Here is a 23,577-nt window from a genome sequence, read left to right on the forward strand (position 1 = left end):
ATCCCTGCACGCGCTCGTGCAGCGGCAGGGGCGTCAGACGACCCGGCGTCATCGTCGCGTCATGCTCTTGGAAAACGACAAGCCCGCCAGGTCTCAGGGCGCGGGCAAGGGAACGAATAGCATGCGCCGGGTTCGATTGATACATCAGCACGCGCCGCCCTACGATGGCGTCAAACGTTCCATACTCGGGCGAGAGTGCGCAAAGATCGTCCTCGGCAAATGCAATATTCGAGAGCCCAAACTCCCGCCCTCGTTCTCGGGCCATTACAAGCGGATTTGGGTCTCGGTCCACTCCCAGTACCTGCCCTATTTCTCCCACCAGCCGCGCCGCCATCAGCGAAACATCCCCACGGCCACAGCCTACGTCCAGCACACGCATTCCAGGGCTGATCCCCGCATCAACCAGCAGCCGCTCCGTCATACCGCCAACAATATCCGCCATCACTTTTGCTCCTCTATTATTTTGGTCTTGGTATCATAACAGCAGAACCTACACAAAGATTGCTGCTGAATTTGAGCGTATTGATACCTGTCAAAGATAAATGAAAGGAGATTGCGAGCCAGAACAGAAAAAGCCCGGCTCCTCATAATGAGAAGCCGGGCTGTCGAATTTACCGGGTTTTACCGATAATCGCAGTGAAGTGACGTGAACGCCTAGGAAAACCAGAGCTTGATTTCAGCCTCGGCGTTCTCCACCGAGTCCGAGCCGTGGATCAAATTCTCGCCTACCGAGTTGGCGTAGTCGCCGCGGATGGTGCCGGGGGCCGCTTCGCTGGGCTTGGTGGCGCCGACGAGCTTGCGCGAGAGGGCGATCACGTCATCGCCTTCCCACACGGTCGCGACGACCGGGCCTGAGCTGATGAAATCGACGACGCCTGCGAAGAACGGCTTGTCGCGGTGCACTCCGTAGTGCTCCTCGGCCAGTTCACGGGTGGGGGTGAGCATCTTCAGCTCGACGAGCTTGAAGCCCTTCTGTTCGAACCGCTGGATGATCTCGCCCACCAGACCGCGCTTCACTCCATCCGGCTTGACCATGAGAAACGTTCGTTCCAAAGTATTAGACTCCTTCACACCGACATTTTAGGGAACAAAAGCCCCAGTAGTATAGTATAATCACTTCAGATTGTCAAGTTTCAGACCGACTCACTCAAAGGAGCACCATCCATGATTCGTCCACTGATCGCCGTCGCCGCCACCGTTCTTCTCGCCTCGTCCGCGTTCGCCGCAAAGCCCGCTCCGAAGGCCGCCGCTCTTGTCTGCCCCGTAACCGGAGACAAAATCGCCTCCGTCAAGGCCGCCGCCGGACATAGCTCCTATAAGGGCAAGACATACTACTTTTGCTGCGCGGGCTGCAAGCCCGAGTTTGACAAGACCCCGCAGAAATTCGTCAAAAACACATCGGCTCCCAAAAAGCCGATGCACATGATGTAAAATCGTTCGTGATTCGCACTGATAGAGACTTGGAGACAGCCGGAATGCTTGCGTTCCGGCTGTTTTGTCGTTTGGCCTATAAATTTCGTTGACATATCAAGGAACCTGCCGTATACTTCCGTAAGCTTCTGTAAACCTTTCCATGAAGTAAACAATTGCATATCTTACGATTCCGGATAAACGCGCGAAATTTTCAGAAGAAGTCCGGGCCGAATCACTCTATAATGGGAAAAATAAAAAATTACCCAGAAGAGAGTTTTGAATTGTCATGATCAAAGTCGCAATGATCGGCGCGGGCAGCGTCGTGTTCTCGAAAAATTTGACCGGCGATATCCTCGGCTATCCCGAATTCCGTGACGCCACGTTCACCTACATGGACATCGACGCCGAGCGGCTGGAAGTGGGCGCGAACCTCTGTCGTAAAGTCGCGAAGACATTAGGGGCCGATCCCACCATCGAAGCCACGCTCGATCTGCGCAAAGCCCTGGAGGGTGCGGACTTCGTCATCAACATGGTCCAGATCGGCGGCTTTAACTCGACGCTCGTGGATTTTGAGATTCCGCGCAAATACGGCCTGAATTTCACGATCGCCGACACCACTGGCCCCGGCGGACTGTTCCGCGCCCTGCGCACCTTCCCGATGCTCACTGAGCTGGTCCGCACGATGGAGGAGCTGTGCCCGGACGCGATCCTGCTGAACTATTCGAACCCGATGTCGATGAACATGCAGACGATCACGCGCACCAGCGGCATCCGCGCGGTCGGTCTGTGCCACAGCGTTCAGGGCACGTTCAATCAGCTGATGGGATACATCGGCGAGGATACGAAAGAAGTCGCCTTTACGTGCGCCGGCATCAACCATATGGCGTTCTATCTGGAGATGAAGAAGAACGGCGTCGATCTTTACCCGCGTCTTTTCGCGGCGATGGATGATCCCAAGGTTTACAGCTCCAACAAGGTCCGCTTCGAGCTGATGAAGCGTCTGGGCTATTACGTCACTGAGTCCAGTGAGCACAATGCCGAATACAGCCCGTACTTTATTCCGCGCGGCGCAGGCGTGATCGCCCAATATGATGTGCCGCTTGATGAGTACCTGCGCCGCTGTGACGGCATCGTCGACGAATTCGAGCGCATGAAGACATTCAGCGTCTCTGATGATCCGATGGAAGTGCATCGAAGCCAGGAGTACGGCAGCACGATCATCCATTCCGTGGTGACCGGAACGCCGTCCGTGGTCTATGGCAATATGCCGAACAACGGCGCGATCTCGAACCTACCCAATGACGCCATCGCCGAAGTCCCGACCCTGGTGGACCGGAGCGGCCTGCGCTTCACGACCGTCGGCGCGCTGCCAACACAGCTGCTGGCCTACATGCAGCCGCATGTCGCGCAGCACGAACTGTTCATTCAGGCGGCTCTGCACGGACGGCGTGACCATGTTTATCAGGCGGCGATGTTCGACCCCCTGACGGCGGCGACTTTGACGCTGGACCAGATTGTGGAGATGTGCGACGAACTGATCGCCGCGCACGGCGATTTGCTGCCGAAGCTCGATGCGCCGACCCGCGTTCCCACCAGCGGCAAGAGCTTCGGCCCCGTCGATCCCCGGGATCTGCGCGCCAGTTGGGACGCCGCTCAGAAGGCCGCCGCCGAGGATGCGCTTCGAAACTGGAGCATCGCCGGGCCGTTTTCGGGAGAGACCGCAGGAGAAATTTCACTGACGCTTCCGACGGAACTGGAGACTTCGCTGGGAGCCGAGGGCGAGATCGATCGCAGCGCGGAGTACACCTCTCTGGACGGTCGCAAGATCACATGGCGCGAAAACGCCGCGATGAAAAAAGGCTCCGTGGACCTTCGAGCAGAAATTGGTCCTTACGAGTTTGTTGCTGCATATGGGTATTCTGAGGTAGAATCGATCCATGCGCGCGAGGCCGTTTTGCATTGCGGCAGCGACGACGGCATTCAAGTTTGGCTCAATGGCCGCGTCATTCACACGAACGACGCCAAGCGCAGCCTGCATCCGAAAGAAGACCAGGTCGCCATTCGCCTGAACGCGGGCGTCAACCGAATTCTCGTCAAAGTCACCAACCACGATGGCGGCTGGGGATATTCCGTATCGGTTTCGAAACCGAATTTCTAGCCCATTAATCTTTGGAACCGAGGTTCAGACCCGTAGATCCTTATAGCTCGATAACACAACCGATCGTGATTACGCCAACTCGCACAAAGTCCGTGCGCAGCCGCTCGTCTGCAAGTGTGCACGTTCAGGCGCAGCACTATCAATGGAGCCATATCGGCGTGTGGGCGAACGGGGCGGCGGCGGCGACTTTCCACATCGGGGAAGGGATCGTCGTCGCCGGCTCGGATCGTCTCTTACCGATCGTACGCCGTGACGGCATCCGCACCCTCACTGCGCCCTCCGCGCTGGGCGGCGTGGCCTTGGCGAGCTATTTTGTCGGTAACGAAGGTTTATTCAATCCCGTGACGCGCATTACCCTGGGAGATGGCCGCACTGGCGGCTTCGATCTTCTCGGCAACGGATGGCGCGGCAGCTGGCTCACCCCGCACGGCGGCCGTGGCCGCGCTCTTACCTTCATGGCCGACGGCGATCCGGCCGACCTGTACAAAATCTGTCCCGCCGTAGGCGCTCCGGCGATCCCCTTCGCCGCCATGCTGCTGGTCGCCTATGTGATGATCGAGCACGATCTGAAAAACGGCTGGCGCCTGCGCCACTCGTTCGCCGAATCTGCGGGGCGTTAGTCCCTAATTCCTGCTAATCTCTATTCCCCAAACTGCATCTTCCTCCGAAACTCGCGCGGCGATTGGCCGCACTCGCGTTCGAAGACTTCATAGAAGCGGCTCGCCGAGCCAAATCCGGCGTCCAGTGCGATGTCGATGATCTTATCATTAGTCGTCGCCAGCAGGCGCTGGGCATGGGAGAGGCGATGGCGGGTCAAGTACTCCAAGATCGACATTCCAAAGTTCTTCTTGAACAGCGTCATCGCGTACTTGGGGTGCAGTCCTACGAGATCCGCCACCTCGCTGACGCCAATGGTGTCTGTATAACGGGACGCGATCACCGCCGTGATCCGCTCGACTTTTTCCATTTCGCTTGCCGTGGACGCCAGGCCCGCGATGCGTTCGGCGTCTCGGCTGAGCGGGGTATGGGTGCGAAGCGACATGGAAAGGCGGCGCATCCGGGCCTCAATTTCCAAATAGCAGGTGGCCTCTCGCGCGGGATTGCTCTCGGCCAGCTCCTCCGCCCAGCGCGGCAGCAGCAGGCGGTCAATCGCGGCGTGTGAATCGTCGCCGTCGATCACAAGAGCGCCGTTTAGAACCGCCGTTGTCAGTTCTCCGGGAAGCCGCCATTGCAGAAACTTGGCGAGCGGCAGATAAAAGCAGTAAAATGTCGGATCGCCCTCCACATGGATGACCCGGTGCGGGAAGGCCGCCCAGAACACCGCCAGCCGGCCCGTGGGCGCCGTGCGCTGGACCCCCGCGAACAAATAAGTCATGCTGCCCTGCGGCAGAAAATTCAGCTCGATCTGCTGGTGCCGATGGTACTGCGGCATCACCGTGGGCCGTCCGCCAATGACGGTCAGTCCGGAGCCTTTGTCCAATGTGACCCATTCTTCGCTGCGCATGACTGCATGATACCGGACGAAGCGGCGCTGACGCAATGTTGAAGAAACGCCGGATCGCAGGCGCGGTGATTGACAAATCGAATCGGATGGGATAGTATCCCATTAAGAATGGCTTTCGTGAAATCCAATTGAGGTTCTCCATAGATTTAGAAAAACAAAGTGAAAAAGAATTGCTCGTGAAGTCGCTGGTGGAAGGCACGGTCTTCCGTGTGAACAGCGGCAATTACCATGTGCAGACCGAAGAGCACGGGGTGGTTGTCTGCAAGCTGCGCGGCAATCTGAAGAAGGAGCTTGTCTACTCCACTTCCGGAAGCCGGGCAAAGCGCGTGGAAACGGCGAAGAAGCGTCGCGATACCGACCCGATCGCGGTCGGGGAGCGTGTGGTGATCGATCCAGACCTCGCCATGATCGAGGAGATCCTGCCGCGCCGCACCGAGCTTGCGCGCGAATCTCCCTCACAGCGCGGCCAGCACACGCTGGTCGCCAATCTCGACCATCTTTTTGTCGCCTGCGCGGCCAAAGAGCCGCAGCCGGACCCGTGGCTGCTCGATCGGTTTTTGGTCATGGCGGAATCGGCGGATATTACCGCGAGCATCGTCGTCAACAAGATCGATCTCGTGGATCCCGGCGAAGAAGAATCGCTGCGCCTGCGCATGGCGGTGTATGAGCGGGCGGGATATCGGATCTGGTATGTGAGCGCCCGGCAAAATATCGGCATCGACGATTTGCGCGCGGAGCTGCGCGGCAAGATCTCGGCCTTCGCCGGCCCCAGCGGCGTGGGCAAGAGCCGCATGATCAACGCCCTCTGTCCGGGCCTGGACTTGAGAGTGGGCGATATCGGCTACATCACCTACAAAGGCCGCCACACCACGACGAGCGCCGAGCTGATCCCTCTCGAAGAAGGCAAAGCGGGCTGGGTGGCGGACACGCCCGGACTGCGGCAATTAGACTTTTGGGATGTCGATAAAGAGGACATTCAGTACTGTTTTCCAGAATTCAAGCCCTACCTCGGCGAGTGCCGCTTTGCGGACTGCCGGCATCTTGATGAACTCGGCTGCGCGATCTGCGCGGCGCGGGAGGAAGGAAAGATCGACGAGCGCCGTTACCGGAGCTTTGTCGAACTGTCGACTGCATGACACCAGAACTTCGCTGGCTAACGCCGGGTGACGACGCCGCCCACTCGGCCCTCATGAACGAAGCGTTCTCGCGCGGACGCCGTCCGGCGGCGCTGGAGTTCACCGGTGCGCTTCCCCAAGACAAGCCCCGCTCTCCCAAGCTTGGCTTCTTCGAAGCGGGCCGGCTGGTCGCGGCCGCCACCTACCACCCGCTGCATCTGCGCTGGGACGGCGGGGCTGAGATCGCTCTCAGCGGCGTCGCGGGCGTCGCCTGCGCCGCCGACTGCCGCGGGCGAGGTTACGTCGCGCGTCTGCTTGCCGAGGGCCTGCGGGACGCCCGCGAGCGCGCCCAGCCGCTGAGCGGCCTGTTTCCCTTTTCCTATGCGTTCTATCGCAAACATGGCTGGGACTGGGTGGGCGAACAACGCAGCTACACCATCGCCCTCTCCATGATCCCCAGCTACCCCGAAGGCCGCGATACGCGCCGTTATGAGGGGATGGAGGCTGTGGACGTTGTCCGGCCGATCTACGATGCTTATACTCAGCGCTACCGGGGCATGACCACACGCACCGATCTCGATCCGAACTACTGGAAGGGCCTCGATCACAGAGACGGGTATACGACGTACATCTATGTCTATCGCAATCCCGCAACAAGTGTGGATGAAGGCTATCTTGTCTTTCGATATCCCACCGAAGGCGATACGGCGACTCTGCATGAGTTCTTCGCGCTGACTCCGTCGGCCTATCGTGGCCTGCTGTCGATGCTGCACTACTACGGAACGCAATTAAAGCACGTTTCCTGGCGCGCGCCGATCAACGATCCGCTCAGTCTTTACGTCCAGGGCTACGACCTTCAAACACGACTGATCCCACTCTTCATGGGCCGCATCGTCTCCATTGACCAGGCGCTCACGGCCCTCACGCCTTCGTCAGACCTCCGTGGCCGCATAATACTCGGTGTCACGGATGGGCAAGTCGATTGGAACAATGGTGTCTTCGCCATGACGGTCGAAGGCGGGCAGGTGACGGTCGCCGTCACGGAAGATACGCCGCAAGTTACGCTCGACATCACGACACTGTCCCAGGCATACTGGGGCGAGCCGTCGCTGGACCGTCTGCGCGCTGCCGGGCGCATGGAGGTTTTCGACGAGACCGCGTACCAACTGCTCGCGGCGCTGCTGCCGCCCGCGACTTGTTTTCTGCAGGACGGATTTTAGGCTTGGCCCACAGGCATGAAATTCATGTCCGTTTAGGACCTGCGGTTATAAAACCCAAGCCCGTAAAGATCCGCGGGTATGAAACCCACGTCTGGGAGGGCTGCGCCCTAACCGTCCGTGCCGGACGGGCTTGAATGAAAACCCAAGGACAATAGCCTGTTTTGTCCGTCCGGCACGGACGGTTAGCGCTTCGCTCCCAGGCGTGGGTTTCATACCCGCGTTTCCTAATGGACGTGGGTTTTACACCTGCGCTCCTCTCAAAAAGAATATATCTCATCACGGAGAAATGACACCAATGGCGTATCAGGCAACGGGCAACGATCCCAGCGATCTCGACATCACTCTCACGCGCGGCGACATCATGCTCACCGCGTCCAACCGCGGCGCGTCGCTGCGCACGCTGACACGGCGGCAGGCCGATGGGACGGAGTGGGAGGTCATCTGGGGATACCAGGGGGCGGCGAACAAGCAGGCGGGGCAGGGTGATCTTCTGATCCCGTATCCCGGCCGCGTCAAGAACGGGCAGTACACGTTTGACGGTCAGACCTACCAATTGCCCAATGACGGTCATGACGCGCCGCACGCCATTCATGGATTTATGCGCACTTTGGTGTGGGATTACGCCGCGCGCGGCGATCACGGCGTCGTGTTCCGGACACGTTTGAACGGCGCGGACTATGCCGACAAGGGCTACCCGTTCACGCTGGATGTGGAAGTGGCGTATGAACTGACCGACGACGGCGTGATCTGTGACTTCCGTATCGAGAACGCGGGCGACAAGTCCGCGCCCGTCGCCGCCGGTTTCCATCCATACTTCAAAGTAGGCGAGGGGCTGATCGACACGGACATTCTTCACGTGCCGATGCACTCGATCCTGGAGTTCGAGAATTTGATCCCCACGGGGAACGTACTGCCCGTCGCCGGCACGCCGTACGACTTCACGACTCCGCGCGCTATCGGCGATGTCGCCATCAACCACTGCTTTATCGACCCGGACCGTGATGGGACGGACGGCGTCGTGCGCATCTCCCTGCATTCGGCGAAGCGCGGCGTGACGGTATGGATGGACAAATCGTTCTTCTCCGCCGTCCTCTACAGCGGCGACCCTCTTCCTGACGGTATCCGCCGCCATTCGCTCGCCATCGAGCCGATGACCTGTGGCTCTGACGCCTTCAATCATCCTGAATGGGGACTGGCTGCGCTCGATCCCGGTATGAGTCTGACTGGGAGCTGGGGCGTGACCACGCAGATATTGTAGATTGCTTGCAATCGAAAACGGATAGAGCCGGCGGTTAGAAACCGCGCCTGCAAGAGCGCGGAAGTCCCCCTGCGGGGACTACAAAATCCTTGACGATACCGTCTAATATTCGGCCTATTATAAGACAGTATCGTGATGGATTCTGTAACCCACGCAGGTGGGTTTCGGCGCTCTTGCAGGCGCGGTTTCTAACCGCTGGCTTCTGAACCACGCAGATTCTTTAAACTCAGTTCGTCCGTAAACAAAAAAATGCCCCGGCCTTCGTCAAAGAAGGCTGGGGCGTTTTATTGTGTAGGATCGAGTGCTTAGAAGTGCACGCCGACGGATAGATTATAAGAATCGGCGCGGACGCCCTTCTGAGAGCCGGCGATGATGTAGGACGCTTCCACGAAGGTCGTGCCGAAATCGACGCCCGCCAGGATTTTACCGCCCAGCGTCCAGCCTGTTCCGGATTCGGATGTGGTGGTGGTGTTGGTCGTTCCGGGCGTGGTCAGCGGGGGCAGGGGCGGGACAAGCTCTTGCTGCGTTCCCGTGTTGCTGCCGCCGGGAGTGCTGCTGCCGCCGCCGCCCGGGGTGCTGCTGCCCGGAGTCGTCGTTGTGGTCGTCTTGGTGTGGCGGACATCCGTGCGGAAGGCGCCGATGCCGAGGCCGACGTAGGGGCGTGCGCCGTGTGTGGCGACGTCCGTGATATTGTTACCGAGGGAGATACGCTCGGTGTAGGTGAAGCCCAGCGCATCGGCGTGGCCGCCGTGGCCGGTCGTGTGGTTGTAGTCGACATCGATCGACGGCGTGCCGTGCAGGGTCGAAAGCAGGCTTTTGCCGGGCAGGACGAAGGACAGTCCCGCGTGCAGGCCGCCGTTGCCCACCGCGTCACGGGCGGAGCTGTCGGACAGGTATCCCAGGCCGATCTGAGCGCCGATGTGGGGAATTGTGGGCGCATCGGCGTGAGCGGCGGCGCCGCCGACGACCAGCGCGAGCGGAACCGCGAAGAGCGAAAACGCCGTCCAAGGCGAAATTGCGCGTTGTGTTTTCAACCGAAAGCTCCTTTGAACCGCTTTCATGAGCGGTTCGTTTGAATTTTGCTGTAATTGCTGCAGTAGAAAATTAGACCGGCTGCAGGTCCCGGCCGTCTTACTCGTTTCGGCGCAACTGAAGTACATCACGCTTTAACAAAAGGGACAGATGGAAGCGGACCTTGTCCGTGGGACGCTGGGAAACGGCGGCGGCGCGTTCCAGCGCCTCGCCGATCGTCATCCAGTCGCTTCCGATTTGTGAAAGGGTATCGAGCAGAGCGTCGAAGATCCGCGCCTCCGTCAGTGGAAGCGTTTCTTCATACAGCTCTAATTGCGACGCGCGGGAGGCGACCGTGTGTCCATAGGCGCTCAGACGCACGGAGTTGAGCTGGTCGTCGATTGTCGCTGTCGCATAGTGGGCGAAAATTTTGTCGTATGGTGTCGGCTGACCAAGACGATCGATGTCCGAGCAGCGGATGGCGCGTTCTGCTTCGGATTCCGCCCCCGCCGTTTCCGCAAGCTCGTCCCACAGATCGACCCAGCGCTCCAGCGCGCGGTCCCAGTGGAACTCGCATTCCGCGCGCGCCCGGCCGGCGGCGCCCATCGCCGCCCGTGTTTCCGGCGAGCGGAGCAGCGCCGTCAGCGCTTCGGTCAGTTGGGTTGTATCCACCCAAGCGCGCTGTGCGACCAGCAAGAATTCGAGGCTCAGGGCGGTCACCGGCGAAATGGCGTCCATCTGATCCAGGCCAGGCATCCAATAGGTGGGGACCTTGTAGCCGGTCTCGCCGTCAATCACCATGTCGCGCATGCCGTCCCAATCCGAGATGATGCAGGGCAGGCCCGTCGCCATGGCCTCCATGACAGTGTTTCCCAGCGTTTCCTGAACGGTGTCCCCGGGGAAAACGAACACGTCCGAGGCGGCGAAGTAGAGTGACCGAAATGCCGGCGGCACGCGTGGATGGATAATGATTCTTTCGCCCAGTCCCAGGGACTTCCCGAACTCGCGCAGCTTGGCGCCGTATCCAAAGGGATGCTCCTCGCCGGCGATCACCAGAAGATCGTCGTCCGAGCTTGCCGCGGCGAAGGCGCGGACCAGCGGCAGCAGATCCGCCTTGCCGTGCGCCGTGACACGTCCGAGAAAAAGAGTAATGCTCTTGGCGAGGGGCAGGCGGAGCATGCGGCGGGCGTCGTCTTTTCCCGCTTGGTCATGAGGATGGAACAGATCGATGTTGATCCCGTGCGGTATTAAATCCAGCCGGCAGGGCGGCGGCGCGCCGCCGTTGAGAAACTCAGAGAACATCCGCTGGAGCGCGCCGCGCGCCGCCACGCTGAGACTGACGGTGCTGTCGAAGGCGACCGGCGGCGCGGACGCATATCGCGCCAGTGGGTTCCACAGACGATGGTGACCGAAGCCGTGTGAATCACAAGAAATGGGGGTGGGGGCAATGGCGAAGCGATCGCGCAGGTACCGATCGCGCGCCATCCACTCCGGGTCCAAACAGAACAGAATGCGCTCTCTGGCGTCGGACCAGACGTCGGGAATGGCGTGCGTGGGATAGAAGCTTAAACGGCCTTGGCCGCGCAGCGACAGCGGGAGGACGCTTTGCGCCACGTTCGAAAGCTGATCCACGCGCACCATGGCGGCGGGCGGCAGAAATACCTCCAGCGCTTCCACGCGCTCGTGAACGGCGATCCGTCGCAGCATCTCGACCGTCGCGAGATTGGCGCCATGGAGGGGTAAGTTGGAGAGTTCAGGATCGAAAAGATCCAGCGTCTCCAGTAGTACACTGACGCGATGACGCATGGGTAATCTCTTCATGGAAGATAGTTCTTCAGATCGGGCGAGGACGTCCGAGGATTAGCGTATTGTAACATAACGATACCCCGCCGTCAATTGCCGCGCTTGGCGATTGTCCGGTATACTGGGTTTGCAGTTCATATTGCAAAATGAATGCCAATTTTAAGATGGCCGAAACCGTTCCGTCACATTGTCTTGATACAATGGGGAGGCGGCCGATTTTGGTGAAGGAGAATAAAACCGTGTCGAATACGGATGAGAAGATTGTGATGGTGGACGATGGGACGAAGGAAGTTCCGGAGGACATGTATATTTGCGAAGAGCGGTGGAGCGCGGAGCGCCCGCATACGCTGGTGATCGCCTGTTCCGACGGCCGATTGCAGACCAGCATCGACCGTTTTCTGTTCCACCATCTGGGGATTGAGAATTACGACCGACTGTATGCCCCAGGCGGCCCCGGCGCGATGGCGAGCGGCGGTTTCGAATACATGCGCGCCGACGTCTTCCGCCAGCAGTTCCTCTTCCTGCTGCTCGCGCACGAGACGGAGCAGGTGATCTTCATCGCGCACGGCGCCGCCGACGACAGCACGAAGGCCCCCGTCTGCGCGCACTATCACCGCATCATGCCTCGCGCCACGGCGGCGGAGATCAAGCAGAAACAGCGCGAGGATGTCGCCACGATCATCAAGGACGCCGGCCCGGCGCTGCTGCACGTCAAGGTCCGCGCGTATCGCGCTGAGGTGATGGAAGACCTGCGTATTCAATACGTGGATATTGCGCCTTCGTTGGAGTAAGATTTGGCCCCCAACCCCCAATCCTGGGGAAGAAGATGCCCCCCGACCCCCACAAGGGGTGTAAACTATAAAATCGATTGCGTGACAAATCTTTGCCACGTGGGCGACTATGAGCTTTTACCCCTTTGGGGGCCAGGGGGATTCCAACCTCTTCCCCCAGGATTGGGGGCTGGGGGCCGAATCTGGACCAGGGGACGAAACGTGACGCCTAAACCCCGCTCTCCTGCGGTTTGCGGTCGCGTTTGCGCTGGGAGGGGCGGCGGCGCCAGTCGGGGGGGAGGAGCTGTTCGAGGGTGTCGTCGATGGTGATGATGCCTTGCAGGACGTTCTCGTCATCCACGACGGGGAGGGCAAGCATCTTGTAGCGCTCGAACGTGTGCGCGACTTCCTCATGGTTAGCGTCCACACGGACGCTGCGGACTTTGACGATCATGAAGTCGGCGACGATGGCGTCGGCGCGCGCGACGATCAAATCGCGCAATGAGATCACGCCGACCAAGTGTTCTTCGTGGTCGATCACATAGACATAGTAGATCGTCTCGGCCTCGGGTTCGAGAGCGCGCAGGGTGTCGATGGTCTGCTGCGCCGTGAAGTCCGCCTTGATCGCCACGTACTCGTTCGTCATCATGCCGCCGGCGGTCTCGTCGCGGTACTCCAGCAGCTCCTCGACTTCCTCTCGATCTTCGGCGGTCATACGCCCCAGCAGTTCGTTGCGGTGCGCCCGGTCCATGTCCCCCAGAACATCCGCCGCTTCGTCGGCTGGCATCTCTTCCAGAATGTCGGCGGCGCGCTCCTCGTCCAGGTTGCGCAGCGCGTCCACCTGAACTTCATCATCCATTTCGGAGAGCGCGATGGCGGCGGTTTCGAGGTCCAGAGTTTCCAGGACTTCCTTGCGGTGCGCGGGGTCGAGCTGGTTGAGGATGTCGCCGATATCGGCGGGGTGGAGTTTAGAAAGCTTTTCGTGCGAGACTTTGAGTTTGAGGGGTTCGCCCGCGTTATGTGTGGGCAGCGATTCCACATCGTTCCAGGAGATAAAGTGCTCGTCGGGGGCCGGCAGATGAAGCATCTTGCCCAGCCCGCTCACGGCCGCTTCCAGGCCCAAACGTCTCAATACGCCTCGGACCCCGGGATCGACCCCCAGCAGCGCCAGACGGCCGTTCTTGAGGCGTTCCAGGCGTATGTCGTTGACGCGCACAACGCGATAATCGTGGACATCGACGATCTGCTTGTCCAGCACATCGCGCACCAGCGAGAAATCGTGTTCGCCGATCATATACGGCCGGATCTGAGGAATGGGGTGGGTGAGGCGAAACTCACGACTATTGGTGACGGCTTCGATCATATCCGCAGGCACGAACATCGCGCCGTCTTCGGTCCGCACCTGGATCGCGGAGATGATCGGCAGCGGCTCGCTAGGGCTAACGACCACTTCAGCGATCTTGCCGAACCGCTCGCCGTTCTGGTCGAGGACGATCTTGCCAAGAATTTGCGTGAGGTATTCCATCTGGTGTGAGAATTATACCAAGGGGTGGGGGAGATGTCAAACGTGGAGTGATGGGAGCCTGGATTGAGTATTCGAAGTCAATGATTTTTATCGCCCCCGATATTTTCACAAAACGCCTCAATAAATTCAGGGAGTTCACCGAGACTGCCATATACTTTTGGAACTAAGAAAATGTTGCACGGGTTCAAGAAAGCACAAAGATGCTTCGTGAGCGTTTCTATGGCGATAGATGTAACAGGTGTCTTATCGTTCAATCCGACACGGACAATGTGGCAAACTTTCCAGCCATGTGTGTTTAGGTTTGGCGGATCCATCTTTACGCGCATTTTGCCTTTATATTTGGCAGTTTCAGATTCTTTGCCTGTGAGTACCATGGCGATTGGAAAAGTATGATTTTCGAGTTTGCTCCGTATATCTTCAAGCGACGGTCTTCGGCCTAAAAGGGCGCAAGAATAGCACCAGTTTGCAGGCGAATTATCAGCTACCACTACTTGCCGGCCGCTAACATGCGTAAGAGGCTCCCCACGGCTGCCTCCTTTTCTAATCAGCAAGGGCATGGAAATATCTTTACACCATTCATCAATCAAGGAATTCCAGTGGAACAGTTCGCTTGGGTTTACGTGTGGCCGAATTGGGGAATTGCGCCATTCTACGGCTAACTCTCGAAGTGTTTCCCGTGACTTGGAGTCAAGGTGATTGAAGGTGGGTATCAAACAGAAATCCTATATAAACTGGCATGTTAATTTGATGCTATTGAGCTTGGATGTTCTTTCCTTTTTCGCTCAAAGTGATAGTGCTTCCAGATAAGGACGCATGACGTTTTCGACACGGCAGATCTGAGCGTATTTGCGTATCTCAGCCCGTGTTGCGCGTTGCTCTTGGAGCACTTGCTTCAAAGCTTCGAGAGCCACATCAAGGCCGATTTTGCTGCGGTACTTGAAACAGTCCGCAATGGTTTTGGAGATAGATGTTACTTTGACGGAAACTCCTTCAATCATGTGTTCCTCAATGCCGGCCTGGTAGGCGTTACCACTTGCGAATGTCAGTGTAACCGGAGGATGCTCGATCTGCGGCGGTCTTGCTCCGCGCGGAAGCAACAGATGAACCCGCCAAGGGCTTGCCGTCGTGAGGCCGTGAAATTGCAGCGCTGAGGATAGACAGATAACGCCTTGGGAGACACGGGCGGCGATTTGCGCCAGGTCGTGGTTCTCTGTTATGGGCGAGTCCGGCAGGCTATAAAGCCCGCGTCCCAAACGGAGCAGCTTTCCTGTATCGGTCAATTCCTTGATGCGCTGTCGTGATAGTCCAGCCCCAACAAGCGATCGCGCGCGCAGCACGCCGCTTGGAAGCGTTGGCATTGAGAGAGTATCGTCACTTTGATGGAAAGGGCGGATTTGATTCATTTAATAAAACGTCAGCAGTTATATATAATATAATACACTATATAGCGTCAGTGTGTCGATACTGTTACCCCTTAGCCACAAAAGAAAAAGCGCGCGGGAGAAGTCTCCCGCGCGCCGACCGATCTTGGAAATATAATTAATGCTAGTTGCGGCCGAAAAGACGATCGAGTAAACCACCCGATTTTGCGGGCTGCGGAGCGCTCTTGGGAGCGGGAGGAGGCGTGGCGGACGGAGCCGGCGCGTCGACAAGTCGAGCGAGTTTCGATTGGATCATTGGGCTGGAGCCATATTGAAGCGCGACGCGATAGGTGTCGATGGCTCGCTTGCGGTCGCCCTGCTGCGCGAAGACATCGCCGAGAATGCCGATGGTCTTGACGTTATCGGGCTGCATGCGAAGGATCGCTTCGCAGATGGCCTGAGTTTCCTTGACTTTGCCGCCCATCATCGCCATTTCGGCTTCGCCGAGCAGACGCTGGACTTCGGCTTCGACCTGCGGAGACACTTGCGATTGCGTGGGGCGCGCGGCGATCGGCGAAGCTGCGGCTTGCGGCTGCACGGTCGACTGGACGCCCGACGTGGCGCCGGGCATGCCCGGCTGGGCGCGCTCCGGGACAAGGGTGGCGTCGTACTGCGAGCGGCGCTCGGTGTCGCCCAGCACGCGGTACGCCTGGTTGATCTGTGCAAAGATGCGCTGGCCCAGGACTTTGTCCTGCGTCAGGTCCGGGTGGAATTTCTTCGCCAGCTCCCGATATTTATTTTTGATCTCACTGGTGGACGCGCTTGGCGGCAGACCCAGGACTTCGTAATAATTGCGTTGCAGGTTCACTGCAGTGATACTCCCGTTCTTATGTGATCGGTCTTAATTTTATAATGACATCGTTCCGCAATCGCGGCGTCGAATCCCCCGTCGATCTACCAATATCTGTGGGAGCGTTGATTTCTCCTTTCCACTATTGCAACGTTTAATGATTTTACCCAGCAAAGCATATGGACTAATCCATTTGCTGCATCATGCCGCCATACAAACTCGTATAGAACTTCACGATGATAATCAATATCCGAATGCCCACGGCGATGGCGGTGATCGCTCCGAGCGCGACGCACAGCTGATGCAGCTTGAACTTCGCTTCCTCTTCGTAGAAACTCGCCATTTTGTCCATCATCGAGTCGACATTGCCAGTCTCTTCACCGGTGCCGATCATCGAGATCACCATGGGCGGGAATATTCCCGTCCGATGAAACGCTTCAGTGACGCCCATACCCATTTCCAGCATCGGGCCGATTGTCTGCATTCGGCCGCCGAGGTAGGTGTTCCCACTCGCCGCAACCGAGTAATGGACGGCGGAGACGATATTGACGCCCGCCGCGTACATGGCGGCCATTGTTCTTCCGAACCGTGCAAAGGCGATCATCCGGACGGCGCCGCCGATCCCAGGAAAACTCGCCAGGACGGCGTCGTAAAACCACCGAACTCCTGAAGCAAGGCGGCAAACGACATAGAATCCGAAGATAACGCCAATCGTCGTCCCTAGCGGATAAAACGCTTGCCGGATGTATTCGGCGTAATTTCCAAAAAACAAAAATACGAGCGGCGGCAGCAAGAACAATGCGGAGAGATTGATGCACGGAAGAAACATCTCTCGCTTGATGGTTGCGCGCATCCTGTATTCGTCTTCCAGCGCCTGCGCCAGCCTCCGGAACTGCTGATCCAGGTTCCCGATCGCCTCCCCGGCGACAACGGCGGCGCGCTGATACTCGGGAAAGATCCACGGATATTCAGACATCCCATCACTGATCGTTCCGCCGGCATTGACGCGATCCGCGATTTTCACCATGCATCGGCGCAGCACCCCGTTCGGCGTCTGAGATTGCAGGAGCCCCATAATGCGCTGGATTGGCACGCCTGCGTCGAGCATTGCGGAGAATTGCCGGTACAGAACCGACATATCTCTTAAGGAAACGCCGGTCCAGATCGGGTAGACGATCTTGGACAGCAGCCATGTGCCGGGCGACATCCGCAACGGGGGCGGTACAACGATCGTCGATGGCGGTGGGACGATACGAATGTCCCCGCCCGCCACTGGGCTTCCGCCGCTGCCGGCGGTGGCCGGAGCGGCGTTTAGCCGCATCAAAAAGTAGCCTTCGGCCTGAACGTGGCGCGCCGCGCCGCGCTCGTCGGGGGCTTCCACCGTTCCGCTGACCCGCTTGCCTTGCGAGTCCTTGGCCTCATAAGAATACAGCATACGTCTTTATATACGAAAAGTATTGGTCACTTCGCCCGCGACTCCGCTGATTCCTCTTTTCATGACGAATTCGGAGTCAGAAATGTTCCAACTATTTTTATCGATTTTTCGTCGGATATTTCGGAGGCGATTTGCGCTGCGTTTTTCGTGTCTCCCGGGATAATAAGATGCGGCGCGATCTCCGCCAGCGGCGTCATCACGAAGGCTCGCTCATGCATGCGCGGGTGGGGCGCGGTGATGAGCGGGGTCTCGATTTGGCGCATGCCGTAGAGCAGCACGTCGATGTCAATAACGCGCGGACCCCATCGGATGGTTCGCACGCGTCCCAGATTCTTTTCAATCTCCAGCACGGTCGTCATCAACGCGTCCGGGGGGAGCGCGGTTTCGATTTGAACGACCCCGTTCAAAAAATCCGGCTGATCGACCAGGCCGACCGGCGCCGTGCGGTAAAGCGACGACGCTTTTGTTATCTTTATCTTCGGGTGCTTCGCAAGTTCTCTCAAGGCCTGGGTGAGAGATTTTTGTGGATCGCCAACATTGGCGCCCAGGCCCAAATACGCCGTCACCCATTCCTCAGGGGGACATTGGGATGGGAACACGTTAATCGTCGCCCAGTTTCAGGACGCTCATAAACGCCTCCTGCGGGATTTCGACGCTGCCGATCGACTTCATGCGCTTCTTGCCTTCTTTTTGTTTCTCCAGCAGTTTGCGCTTGCGCGAAATGTCGCCGCCGTAGCACTTGGCGATGACGTTTTTGCGCAGCGCCGAGATGCTTTCCGATGCGATGACCTTCGCTCCGATCGCGGCTTGTATCTTGATCTCGAACTGCTGCCGCGGGATAATCGCCTTCAACTTCTCGGTCAGCTGCCGCCCGCGCCCATACGCCTTTTCTTTGTGCGTGATGAACGAAAGCGCATCCACGGGATCGCCATTGATGTTGATGTCCAATTTGACCAGGCTGGACGGCTCGTATCCCGCCTGATCGTAGTCGAACGAGGCGTAACCCTTGGTGCGTGACTTGAGCTGATCGAAGAAGTCCATCAGGATCTCATTCATCGGCAGCTTGTAATGGATCATGACGCGATCGCGCGCCGGGTAATCCGTGCGAATGTAAACTCCGCGCCGTTCGCGCGCCAGGTCCATGACGGTGCCGACATAGTGCGAAGGAATGATGACGCTGGCGGCGACCATCGGCTCATCCATGCTGGCGATCTGTGTCGCCGGCGGCAGATTGGCGGGGTTGTCCACCTCAATCGTTTCGCCCGAGGTCAAATGCACTTTGTAGATGACGCTGGGCGCCGTTGCGATCAGGATTAAGTTGAACTCGCGTTCCAATCGCTCCTGAATAATGTCCAGGTGCAGCAGGCCCAAGAAGCCGCAGCGATAGCCAAAGCCAAGGGCCGCCGAGGACTCGGGTTCGTAGGTCAGCGCCGCGTCGTTGAGCTGAAGTCGCCCCAGCGCTTCTTTCAAGTCTTGATATTGACTGCTGTCCACGGGGTAGAGGCCGCAGAAGACCACGGGCAGCGCCTGCCGGTAACCGGCGAGGGGGATGGTCGAGCCGCCGTGGGCGAGGGTGACGGTGTCGCCGACATTGCAGTCGCCGACGGTTTTGACGCTCGCGGTCATGTAGCCGACTTCGCCGGCGCGCAGCTTATCGATGCTTTTCATGCGCGGCGCGAAGACGCCGACGCCGATGACATCGAACTCTTTGCCGGACGCCATCATCTTGATCTGCGTTCCCGAAGAAATCTCGCCGTCCACGACCCGGATATAGGCGACGACGCCCAGATAAGCGTCAAAGTGGCTGTCGTAAACGAGGGCGCGCAGGGGTGCGCTCACATTACCCGACGGCGGCGGCACGCGCCGCACGACGGCTTCCAGGATCTCCTCGGTGCCGATGCCCATCTTCGCGGAGGCGCGGATCGCTTCAGTGGCGTCGATCGCCAGCACTTCCTCGATCTCCTCCGCCACGCGGTCCGGCTCGGCGGCCGGCAGGTCGATCTTGTTGATGACCGGCACGATTTCCAGCTTGCTGTTCATCGCCAAGTTAACGTTGGCGAGCGTCTGCGCCTCCACGCCCTGCGCGGCGTCAACTACCAGGACGGCGCCCTCGCAGGCCGCAAGGCTGCGCGAGACTTCGTAGGTGAAGTCGACGTGTCCGGGGGTGTCGATCAGGTTGAGCTGGTACGTGACTCCGTCGAGCGCCTTATAGCTCAGCCGCACCGACGCCATTTTGATGGTGATGCCGCGCTCGCGTTCGATGTCCATGGAATCGAGCAGCTGTTCCTGCATATGCCGGTGCTGCACCGTGCCGGTAAACTCCAGAAGTCGGTCGGCGAGCGTGGACTTGCCGTGGTCGATATGGGCGATGATGCAAAAGTTGCGGATAAATTGTTGATGGTCAGACATAGTTAAAACTCAGGGGTACTCCGTATATTGTACCTGAAACGGGGGCGTAGCCGCATGTGCGTTCCATAGCCCGGCAGGAAAACCCCGCCGCAATCCGTAACTAACCCACGCGCCGCCGTGGCGGCGTCCAATCTTTGCTATCGAGGTCCGCTCCATGTCTATCCATCCCAAGAACTCTCCCGGTTTTCACCATATCGCGATCCGAGTCGCCGATCTCGACGCCACCGTACGACTTTACACAGAAGGCTTTGGCTTCACGGAAGCGTACAAGTGGGGCGAAGGCGACAAAGCCGGCGTGCTGCTCGATGTCGGCGACGGTAACTACTTGGAAGTGTTCGCCGGCGGCAAGAAGCCCGAAACCGATGCGCTTCCTGAGACGGGCATGATCCATTTCGCCGTCCGCACGCCGGATGTGGACGCCTCACACGCCCGCGCTCTCGCCGCCGGAGCGCGCGAAACAATGGCCCCGAAGGACCATACGATCCCCGGCGAGCCGCCTGCGCCGATCCGGATTTCGTTTGTCGCGGGATTTGACGGCGAAGTGCTGGAGTTCTTCCAGAACGAGATGCTGTAGGAGTTCGGAGAGCCCTCATCCCCAGCCCCTCTCCCAATTCTGAGAGACAACTAAGAATGGCCCCTCCGCCCCAATTCGTGTGGATGTTTGGCCCCTCCGCCCCAATTCTGGGGGACCTGATTTCGGACAGTGGCATTTTCCGGTCCCCCAGAATTGGGGCGGAGGGGCCATCCTAATCCCTAGAAAGGACGGGCGGAGGGGCCATCTTACAATTGTCCATGTGTGCGTAACATGGCCTCGACGCGCACGGCGGGGTCCTGGCCGTAGAAGTCCTGGAAGATCTTGTACAGCTGCGGGTGGAAGTGGCGCATCTCCCGCGGCTGTTCGAAGAAGCACTCGGTGGCGACAGCGAAGAACTCGGCGGGGTTCGTCGCGCCGTACTGATTGAGCAGCGTGGGGACGCCATCGTGTGCGGCGTTTACTAAGAATTGGAACTCGGCGCTCATGACCTCGGACCACCGCTCCTGCGCCTCCCGGCCGCTGAGCTTGGGCACGCCGTCCGCGCGGCCATCCCGGTAATCGAGCTTGTGCGCGAACTCGTGCAGCACGACATTGCGGCCGTCGCCGCCGATCCGCCCACCCGTCAGCGCTTCCGGCCACGAGACAATCACCGGCCCCTGGCTCCACGCTTCCCCTAATCGATAGCTCGGCGCCTCGCTCACGACACGCCCCGGACCGACAGTCTGCTCCATCGCGACATAGTCGTACGGATAGACTAAGATCGCCTCCACGTTGGCGAAATAATCGTGCGGCGTTCCCAGCAGCAGCATCGCCGCCTGCCCCGCGATCGTCACCTGGATCTCCGGCGTCATCACCAGCCCCTTGCACCCCTCCCAGTTCTTTTCGTCGATGATGACCCGCAGGACATCGTGCAGCGACGCCCGCTCGCCCTCCCCCAGCGTATGATAGTGCCAGACATTACGCTGGAGATAGGGAATCCATTCGGCGGGCATCGGCTCGGCGAGCAGTTTCTTGCGGCGGTTTTGAAAGAGTGTAAACGGCATTGGCTTTTGTCTCGTCAGCAATCAGGCGGTCTTCTTAACTTCTCTACGGATATTGACACGCCCCGCGTTCGCGACGGCTCGGATCGCGTTACCAGTTTTTCTCAAGCACGCAAACATGGAGCCCTATGGCGTATAATATGAAAACATGCCGTCGTCTCCGCTCATTTCAAAACAACTTCTCCAACGCGTCGCCGCCATTATTCTCTTGACTGTAACGATCGCGCTGGCGGTCAGTGTCGCCTCAAGATCGACCATGAAGCGCAAGATGCTCATTCCAGCGGTCATATTCAAAACGGCTCTTCCCGTGGACGCCGTCGCGGTCACGCCCGATGGAAAATTCGTGATCGGCGCTGTCGATAATTATGAGGCCGTAGACAAAGAGTTTGAGCGAACGCAAAAGCCTCTCAATAAATGGCCGGGCGGGAAGATCTATGTCTGGGATTTGCAAACGCAAAAGTGCGTACGGACCTTCACGGCATTCAACGAAGCAATCTTTTCCATGGCGGTTTCGCCTGACGGAACCAAATTAGCGACGGACGAACTGCGCTACGCTTCGATTTGGGATATTCCCAGCGGCAAATTAATTTGGAGAAAAACGATCACTTGCGGCAAACAAACATTTTCCGCCAACAGCAAGACATTGCTCTTCTCGGGATACACGCTCGATATCGCGACAAAAACTCTGCATCCTTTGCCCGGCGGCTTGGGGAAACAAAGCACGTTAACGCTTTCACCAGATCAGACCGTTGCGGCGACGATTGATGAAAACTACAAGTATACAAAAGCGCCGCATCCTGAACGAGACGCCAGTGCAAGAACATTCATCAAAGGCGGCCGCCCGCATCTTTGGGAGCGGACAACGGGAATCGAACGGTACGAATTGCCATACGATAAAACGAACAGCATCGCGTTTTCGCCCGACGGCTCAACTTTGGCGTCTATTAGCTCCATTTCAGCCCCCAAGTCACTTAGCGGCAGCATCGGGAGAATTTTACGCCTGACGGACATAAGAACGAAAAAGATCATTTGGGAAAAGACATGGGACAATTCGGATTCTGGGCTTCTAAGTTCCCTTGTTTCTTCACGGAGCGGCAATACGATCGCGGTTGAAGACTGGGCTCACAGGATATCTTTGATTGACGCCCACAACGGACATCTTATTAGGCGCATTACTCCCTATTTGAGGATTGATACATCTAAGCCAGGTATGATGACGCCCACGGGCTTGGCGTTCTCAGGCGACGGAAAACTACTCGTCAGTTGCGCCGACCACGCCGTCTGCGTATGGGACACTCAAGATGTGAAATAATGGGAACACAAAAGGCTCATCACTCGCACGTATCGGCGAGTGATGAGCTTTTTTTTCTAAAGCCAGAACGGGCCGGCCTTACTTCAGACGCGCTCGGTTGAGCTTTTCGAAATTTGCGATTTCGGGAGCGACGACGCTCGCGCAGTACGGCTCATACGGGTGCTTGGCGTAGTAATCGAAGTGGTACGCCTCGGCCTTGTAGAAGTTGGTGAACGACGCGACCTGCGTCACGATCGGGTCCATTCCGGGATGCGACTTCTGGTACTCGGCCTTCACCTGGATCGCCGTCGCCTTCTGCTCGGGCGACTGGTAAAAGATCGCCGACCGGTACTGCGTCCCCTCGTCCGGCCCCTGCCGGTTGAGCGTCGTGGGATCATGCGCCCCAAAGAAGATCGTGATCAGGTCATGATACGAGACGACTTTCGGATCGAACGTGATCTGGACGCTCTCCGCGTAGCCCGTGCCACCCGTGCAGACTTCGTCGTACGTTGGACTGGGCGTGGCGCCTCCCGCGTAACCAGGTTCGACCTTCGAGACGCCTTTGAGCTTCTGATACATCGCCTGGTTCGACCAGAAACACCCGGCGGCGAGCGTCGCGATCTCCTGACCAGCCGGCGGCTTCGGCGGCTTCTGAACCAGACTAGCCGGCGTCGCGGGGATGGTCCGCGATGTCGTCTTCGCTACCGATCCGGCGACAAACCAGCCGGCGATTCCGACGACTAAAATCACCCAAAGCGCATTGCGGCGAAAAAATTCATTCATTGGCTTGATGTCCTAATCTAAGACTTGAGAATTGCGCGCCTGCATAGACGCATCATTCCCCTCTGTTCAAGACATCTAACGAATATTGCGCACCGA

The 23,577-nt window shown here is 58.5% G+C and carries 23 protein-coding genes; 9 read left to right on the forward strand and 14 right to left on the reverse strand.

Annotated elements, in window-relative coordinates:
- Both ABIZ35_RS10880 and ndk read right to left on the reverse strand, forming a co-directional pair.
- A partial coding sequence (locus ABIZ35_RS10880; RefSeq protein WP_348219924.1) for a methyltransferase domain-containing protein occupies window positions 1-442 on the reverse strand: 442 nt, incomplete at its 3' end.
- A 212-nt stretch (window positions 443-654) separates the two neighbouring features.
- Complete coding sequence (gene ndk, locus ABIZ35_RS10885; RefSeq protein WP_348219955.1) at window positions 655-1,053, reverse strand: nucleoside-diphosphate kinase; 399 nt, start codon at window positions 1,051-1,053, stop codon at window positions 655-657.
- A 111-nt stretch (window positions 1,054-1,164) separates the two neighbouring features.
- Here ndk and ABIZ35_RS10890 point away from each other — a divergent pair, with 111 nt between their 5' ends.
- From ABIZ35_RS10890 to ABIZ35_RS10900, 3 genes are all read left to right on the forward strand, one after another.
- Window positions 1,165-1,431, forward strand: a complete 267-nt coding sequence (locus ABIZ35_RS10890) for a YHS domain-containing protein (protein WP_348219925.1) — start codon at window positions 1,165-1,167, stop codon at window positions 1,429-1,431.
- 268 nt (window positions 1,432-1,699) lie between these two features.
- A complete protein-coding gene (locus ABIZ35_RS10895) occupies window positions 1,700-3,571 on the forward strand; it encodes an alpha-glucosidase/alpha-galactosidase (RefSeq protein ID WP_348219926.1) in 1,872 nt (623 codons plus the stop codon).
- A gap of 65 nt (window positions 3,572-3,636) precedes the next feature.
- On the forward strand, window positions 3,637-4,191 hold the full coding sequence (locus ABIZ35_RS10900) for a hypothetical protein (protein WP_348219927.1): 555 nt from the start codon (window positions 3,637-3,639) through the stop codon (window positions 4,189-4,191).
- A 20-nt stretch (window positions 4,192-4,211) separates the two neighbouring features.
- Here the strand turns inward: ABIZ35_RS10900 and ABIZ35_RS10905 are convergent, their stop codons facing one another.
- On the reverse strand, window positions 4,212-5,075 hold the full coding sequence (locus ABIZ35_RS10905) for a helix-turn-helix domain-containing protein (protein WP_348219928.1): 864 nt from the start codon (window positions 5,073-5,075) through the stop codon (window positions 4,212-4,214).
- A gap of 176 nt (window positions 5,076-5,251) precedes the next feature.
- Between ABIZ35_RS10905 and rsgA the strand changes: the two genes are divergently transcribed.
- From rsgA to ABIZ35_RS10920, 3 genes are all read left to right on the forward strand, one after another.
- Complete coding sequence (gene rsgA / locus ABIZ35_RS10910) at window positions 5,252-6,211, forward strand: ribosome small subunit-dependent GTPase A (protein ID WP_348219929.1); 960 nt, start codon at window positions 5,252-5,254, stop codon at window positions 6,209-6,211.
- On the forward strand, window positions 6,208-7,410 hold the full coding sequence (locus ABIZ35_RS10915; RefSeq protein ID WP_348219930.1) for a GNAT family N-acetyltransferase: 1,203 nt from the start codon (window positions 6,208-6,210) through the stop codon (window positions 7,408-7,410). Before rsgA ends, ABIZ35_RS10915 begins: the two co-directional genes overlap by 4 nt.
- A 295-nt stretch (window positions 7,411-7,705) precedes the next feature.
- Entirely contained in the window at window positions 7,706-8,668 is a 963-nt protein-coding gene (locus ABIZ35_RS10920; protein ID WP_348219931.1) for a hypothetical protein, read from the forward strand.
- 305 nt (window positions 8,669-8,973) lie between these two features.
- Here the strand turns inward: ABIZ35_RS10920 and ABIZ35_RS10925 are convergent, their stop codons facing one another.
- Window positions 8,974-9,702 carry a hypothetical protein gene (locus ABIZ35_RS10925; RefSeq protein ID WP_348219932.1) on the reverse strand — a complete coding sequence of 243 codons (729 nt, stop codon included), beginning with the start codon at window positions 9,700-9,702 and terminating at the stop codon, window positions 8,974-8,976.
- A 97-nt stretch (window positions 9,703-9,799) separates the two neighbouring features.
- Entirely contained in the window at window positions 9,800-11,500 is a 1,701-nt protein-coding gene (locus tag ABIZ35_RS10930; protein ID WP_348219933.1) for a glycosyltransferase family 4 protein, read from the reverse strand.
- 221 nt (window positions 11,501-11,721) lie between these two features.
- Between ABIZ35_RS10930 and ABIZ35_RS10935 the strand changes: the two genes are divergently transcribed.
- Window positions 11,722-12,273 (forward strand): hypothetical protein, encoded by a 552-nt coding sequence (locus ABIZ35_RS10935; RefSeq protein ID WP_348219934.1) that lies wholly within the window; start codon window positions 11,722-11,724, stop codon window positions 12,271-12,273.
- A gap of 208 nt (window positions 12,274-12,481) precedes the next feature.
- Here ABIZ35_RS10935 and ABIZ35_RS10940 read toward each other — a convergent pair whose 3' ends face one another.
- From ABIZ35_RS10940 to lepA, 7 genes are all read right to left on the reverse strand, one after another.
- Complete coding sequence (locus tag ABIZ35_RS10940) at window positions 12,482-13,777, reverse strand: CBS domain-containing protein (RefSeq protein WP_348219935.1); 1,296 nt, start codon at window positions 13,775-13,777, stop codon at window positions 12,482-12,484.
- Window positions 13,778-13,854: 77 nt separating this feature from the next.
- Window positions 13,855-14,364, reverse strand: coding sequence for a hypothetical protein (locus ABIZ35_RS10945; protein WP_348219936.1), 510 nt, complete (start codon window positions 14,362-14,364; stop codon window positions 13,855-13,857).
- Between the two features lie 195 nt (window positions 14,365-14,559).
- Window positions 14,560-15,180: a type IV toxin-antitoxin system AbiEi family antitoxin domain-containing protein gene (locus ABIZ35_RS10950; protein ID WP_348219937.1), complete on the reverse strand. Its 621-nt coding sequence runs from the start codon at window positions 15,178-15,180 to the stop codon at window positions 14,560-14,562.
- Between the two features lie 142 nt (window positions 15,181-15,322).
- The gene (locus ABIZ35_RS10955) at window positions 15,323-16,006 is read right to left on the reverse strand and encodes a DnaJ domain-containing protein (RefSeq protein ID WP_348219938.1); all 684 of its coding nucleotides are present in this window, start codon (window positions 16,004-16,006) and stop codon (window positions 15,323-15,325) included.
- Window positions 16,007-16,172: 166 nt separating this feature from the next.
- The gene (locus ABIZ35_RS10960; RefSeq protein WP_348219939.1) at window positions 16,173-17,423 is read right to left on the reverse strand and encodes a type II secretion system F family protein; all 1,251 of its coding nucleotides are present in this window, start codon (window positions 17,421-17,423) and stop codon (window positions 16,173-16,175) included.
- Window positions 17,424-17,482: 59 nt separating this feature from the next.
- A complete protein-coding gene (gene folK / locus ABIZ35_RS10965; RefSeq protein WP_348219940.1) occupies window positions 17,483-18,022 on the reverse strand; it encodes a 2-amino-4-hydroxy-6-hydroxymethyldihydropteridine diphosphokinase in 540 nt (179 codons plus the stop codon).
- A gap of 1 nt (window position 18,023) precedes the next feature.
- Complete coding sequence (gene lepA / locus ABIZ35_RS10970) at window positions 18,024-19,832, reverse strand: translation elongation factor 4 (RefSeq protein WP_348219941.1); 1,809 nt, start codon at window positions 19,830-19,832, stop codon at window positions 18,024-18,026.
- Window positions 19,833-19,986: 154 nt separating this feature from the next.
- Between lepA and ABIZ35_RS10975 the strand changes: the two genes are divergently transcribed.
- Entirely contained in the window at window positions 19,987-20,406 is a 420-nt protein-coding gene (locus tag ABIZ35_RS10975) for a VOC family protein (RefSeq protein WP_348219942.1), read from the forward strand.
- A gap of 206 nt (window positions 20,407-20,612) precedes the next feature.
- Here the strand turns inward: ABIZ35_RS10975 and ABIZ35_RS10980 are convergent, their stop codons facing one another.
- The gene (locus ABIZ35_RS10980; protein ID WP_348219943.1) at window positions 20,613-21,410 is read right to left on the reverse strand and encodes a M90 family metallopeptidase; all 798 of its coding nucleotides are present in this window, start codon (window positions 21,408-21,410) and stop codon (window positions 20,613-20,615) included.
- Window positions 21,411-21,714: 304 nt separating this feature from the next.
- Between ABIZ35_RS10980 and ABIZ35_RS10985 the strand changes: the two genes are divergently transcribed.
- Window positions 21,715-22,719, forward strand: a complete 1,005-nt coding sequence (locus ABIZ35_RS10985) for a WD40 repeat domain-containing protein (RefSeq protein ID WP_348219944.1) — start codon at window positions 21,715-21,717, stop codon at window positions 22,717-22,719.
- Window positions 22,720-22,797: 78 nt separating this feature from the next.
- Here the strand turns inward: ABIZ35_RS10985 and msrA are convergent, their stop codons facing one another.
- A complete protein-coding gene (gene msrA, locus ABIZ35_RS10990) occupies window positions 22,798-23,481 on the reverse strand; it encodes a peptide-methionine (S)-S-oxide reductase MsrA (RefSeq protein WP_348219945.1) in 684 nt (227 codons plus the stop codon).
- Window positions 23,482-23,577: the final 96 nt, after the last annotated feature.

This window comes from Capsulimonas sp. (genome assembly GCF_039929585.1).
In the GTDB taxonomy this organism is placed as follows: Bacteria; Armatimonadota; Armatimonadia; order Armatimonadales; family Capsulimonadaceae; genus Capsulimonas.

What these genes read in the sequence shown, in the direction of transcription:
- ABIZ35_RS10890 (WP_348219925.1), top strand. Translation starts at nt 1,165, where the DNA reads ATGATTCGTCCACTGATCGCCGTCGCCGCCACCGTTCTTCTCGCCTCG.
- ABIZ35_RS10895 (WP_348219926.1), top strand. Translation starts at nt 1,700, where the DNA reads ATGATCAAAGTCGCAATGATCGGCGCGGGCAGCGTCGTGTTCTCGAAA.
- ABIZ35_RS10905 (WP_348219928.1), bottom strand. Translation starts at nt 5,075, where the DNA reads ATGCGCAGCGAAGAATGGGTCACATTGGACAAAGGCTCCGGACTGACC.
- ABIZ35_RS10915 (WP_348219930.1), top strand. Translation starts at nt 6,208, where the DNA reads ATGACACCAGAACTTCGCTGGCTAACGCCGGGTGACGACGCCGCCCAC.
- ABIZ35_RS10920 (WP_348219931.1), top strand. Translation starts at nt 7,706, where the DNA reads ATGGCGTATCAGGCAACGGGCAACGATCCCAGCGATCTCGACATCACT.
- ABIZ35_RS10930 (WP_348219933.1), bottom strand. Translation starts at nt 11,500, where the DNA reads ATGAAGAGATTACCCATGCGTCATCGCGTCAGTGTACTACTGGAGACG.
- ABIZ35_RS10940 (WP_348219935.1), bottom strand. Translation starts at nt 13,777, where the DNA reads ATGGAATACCTCACGCAAATTCTTGGCAAGATCGTCCTCGACCAGAAC.
- ABIZ35_RS10950 (WP_348219937.1), bottom strand. Translation starts at nt 15,180, where the DNA reads ATGAATCAAATCCGCCCTTTCCATCAAAGTGACGATACTCTCTCAATG.
- ABIZ35_RS10960 (WP_348219939.1), bottom strand. Translation starts at nt 17,423, where the DNA reads ATGCTGTATTCTTATGAGGCCAAGGACTCGCAAGGCAAGCGGGTCAGC.
- lepA (WP_348219941.1), bottom strand. Translation starts at nt 19,832, where the DNA reads ATGTCTGACCATCAACAATTTATCCGCAACTTTTGCATCATCGCCCAT.
- ABIZ35_RS10975 (WP_348219942.1), top strand. Translation starts at nt 19,987, where the DNA reads ATGTCTATCCATCCCAAGAACTCTCCCGGTTTTCACCATATCGCGATC.
- ABIZ35_RS10980 (WP_348219943.1), bottom strand. Translation starts at nt 21,410, where the DNA reads ATGCCGTTTACACTCTTTCAAAACCGCCGCAAGAAACTGCTCGCCGAG.
- msrA (WP_348219945.1), bottom strand. Translation starts at nt 23,481, where the DNA reads ATGAATGAATTTTTTCGCCGCAATGCGCTTTGGGTGATTTTAGTCGTC.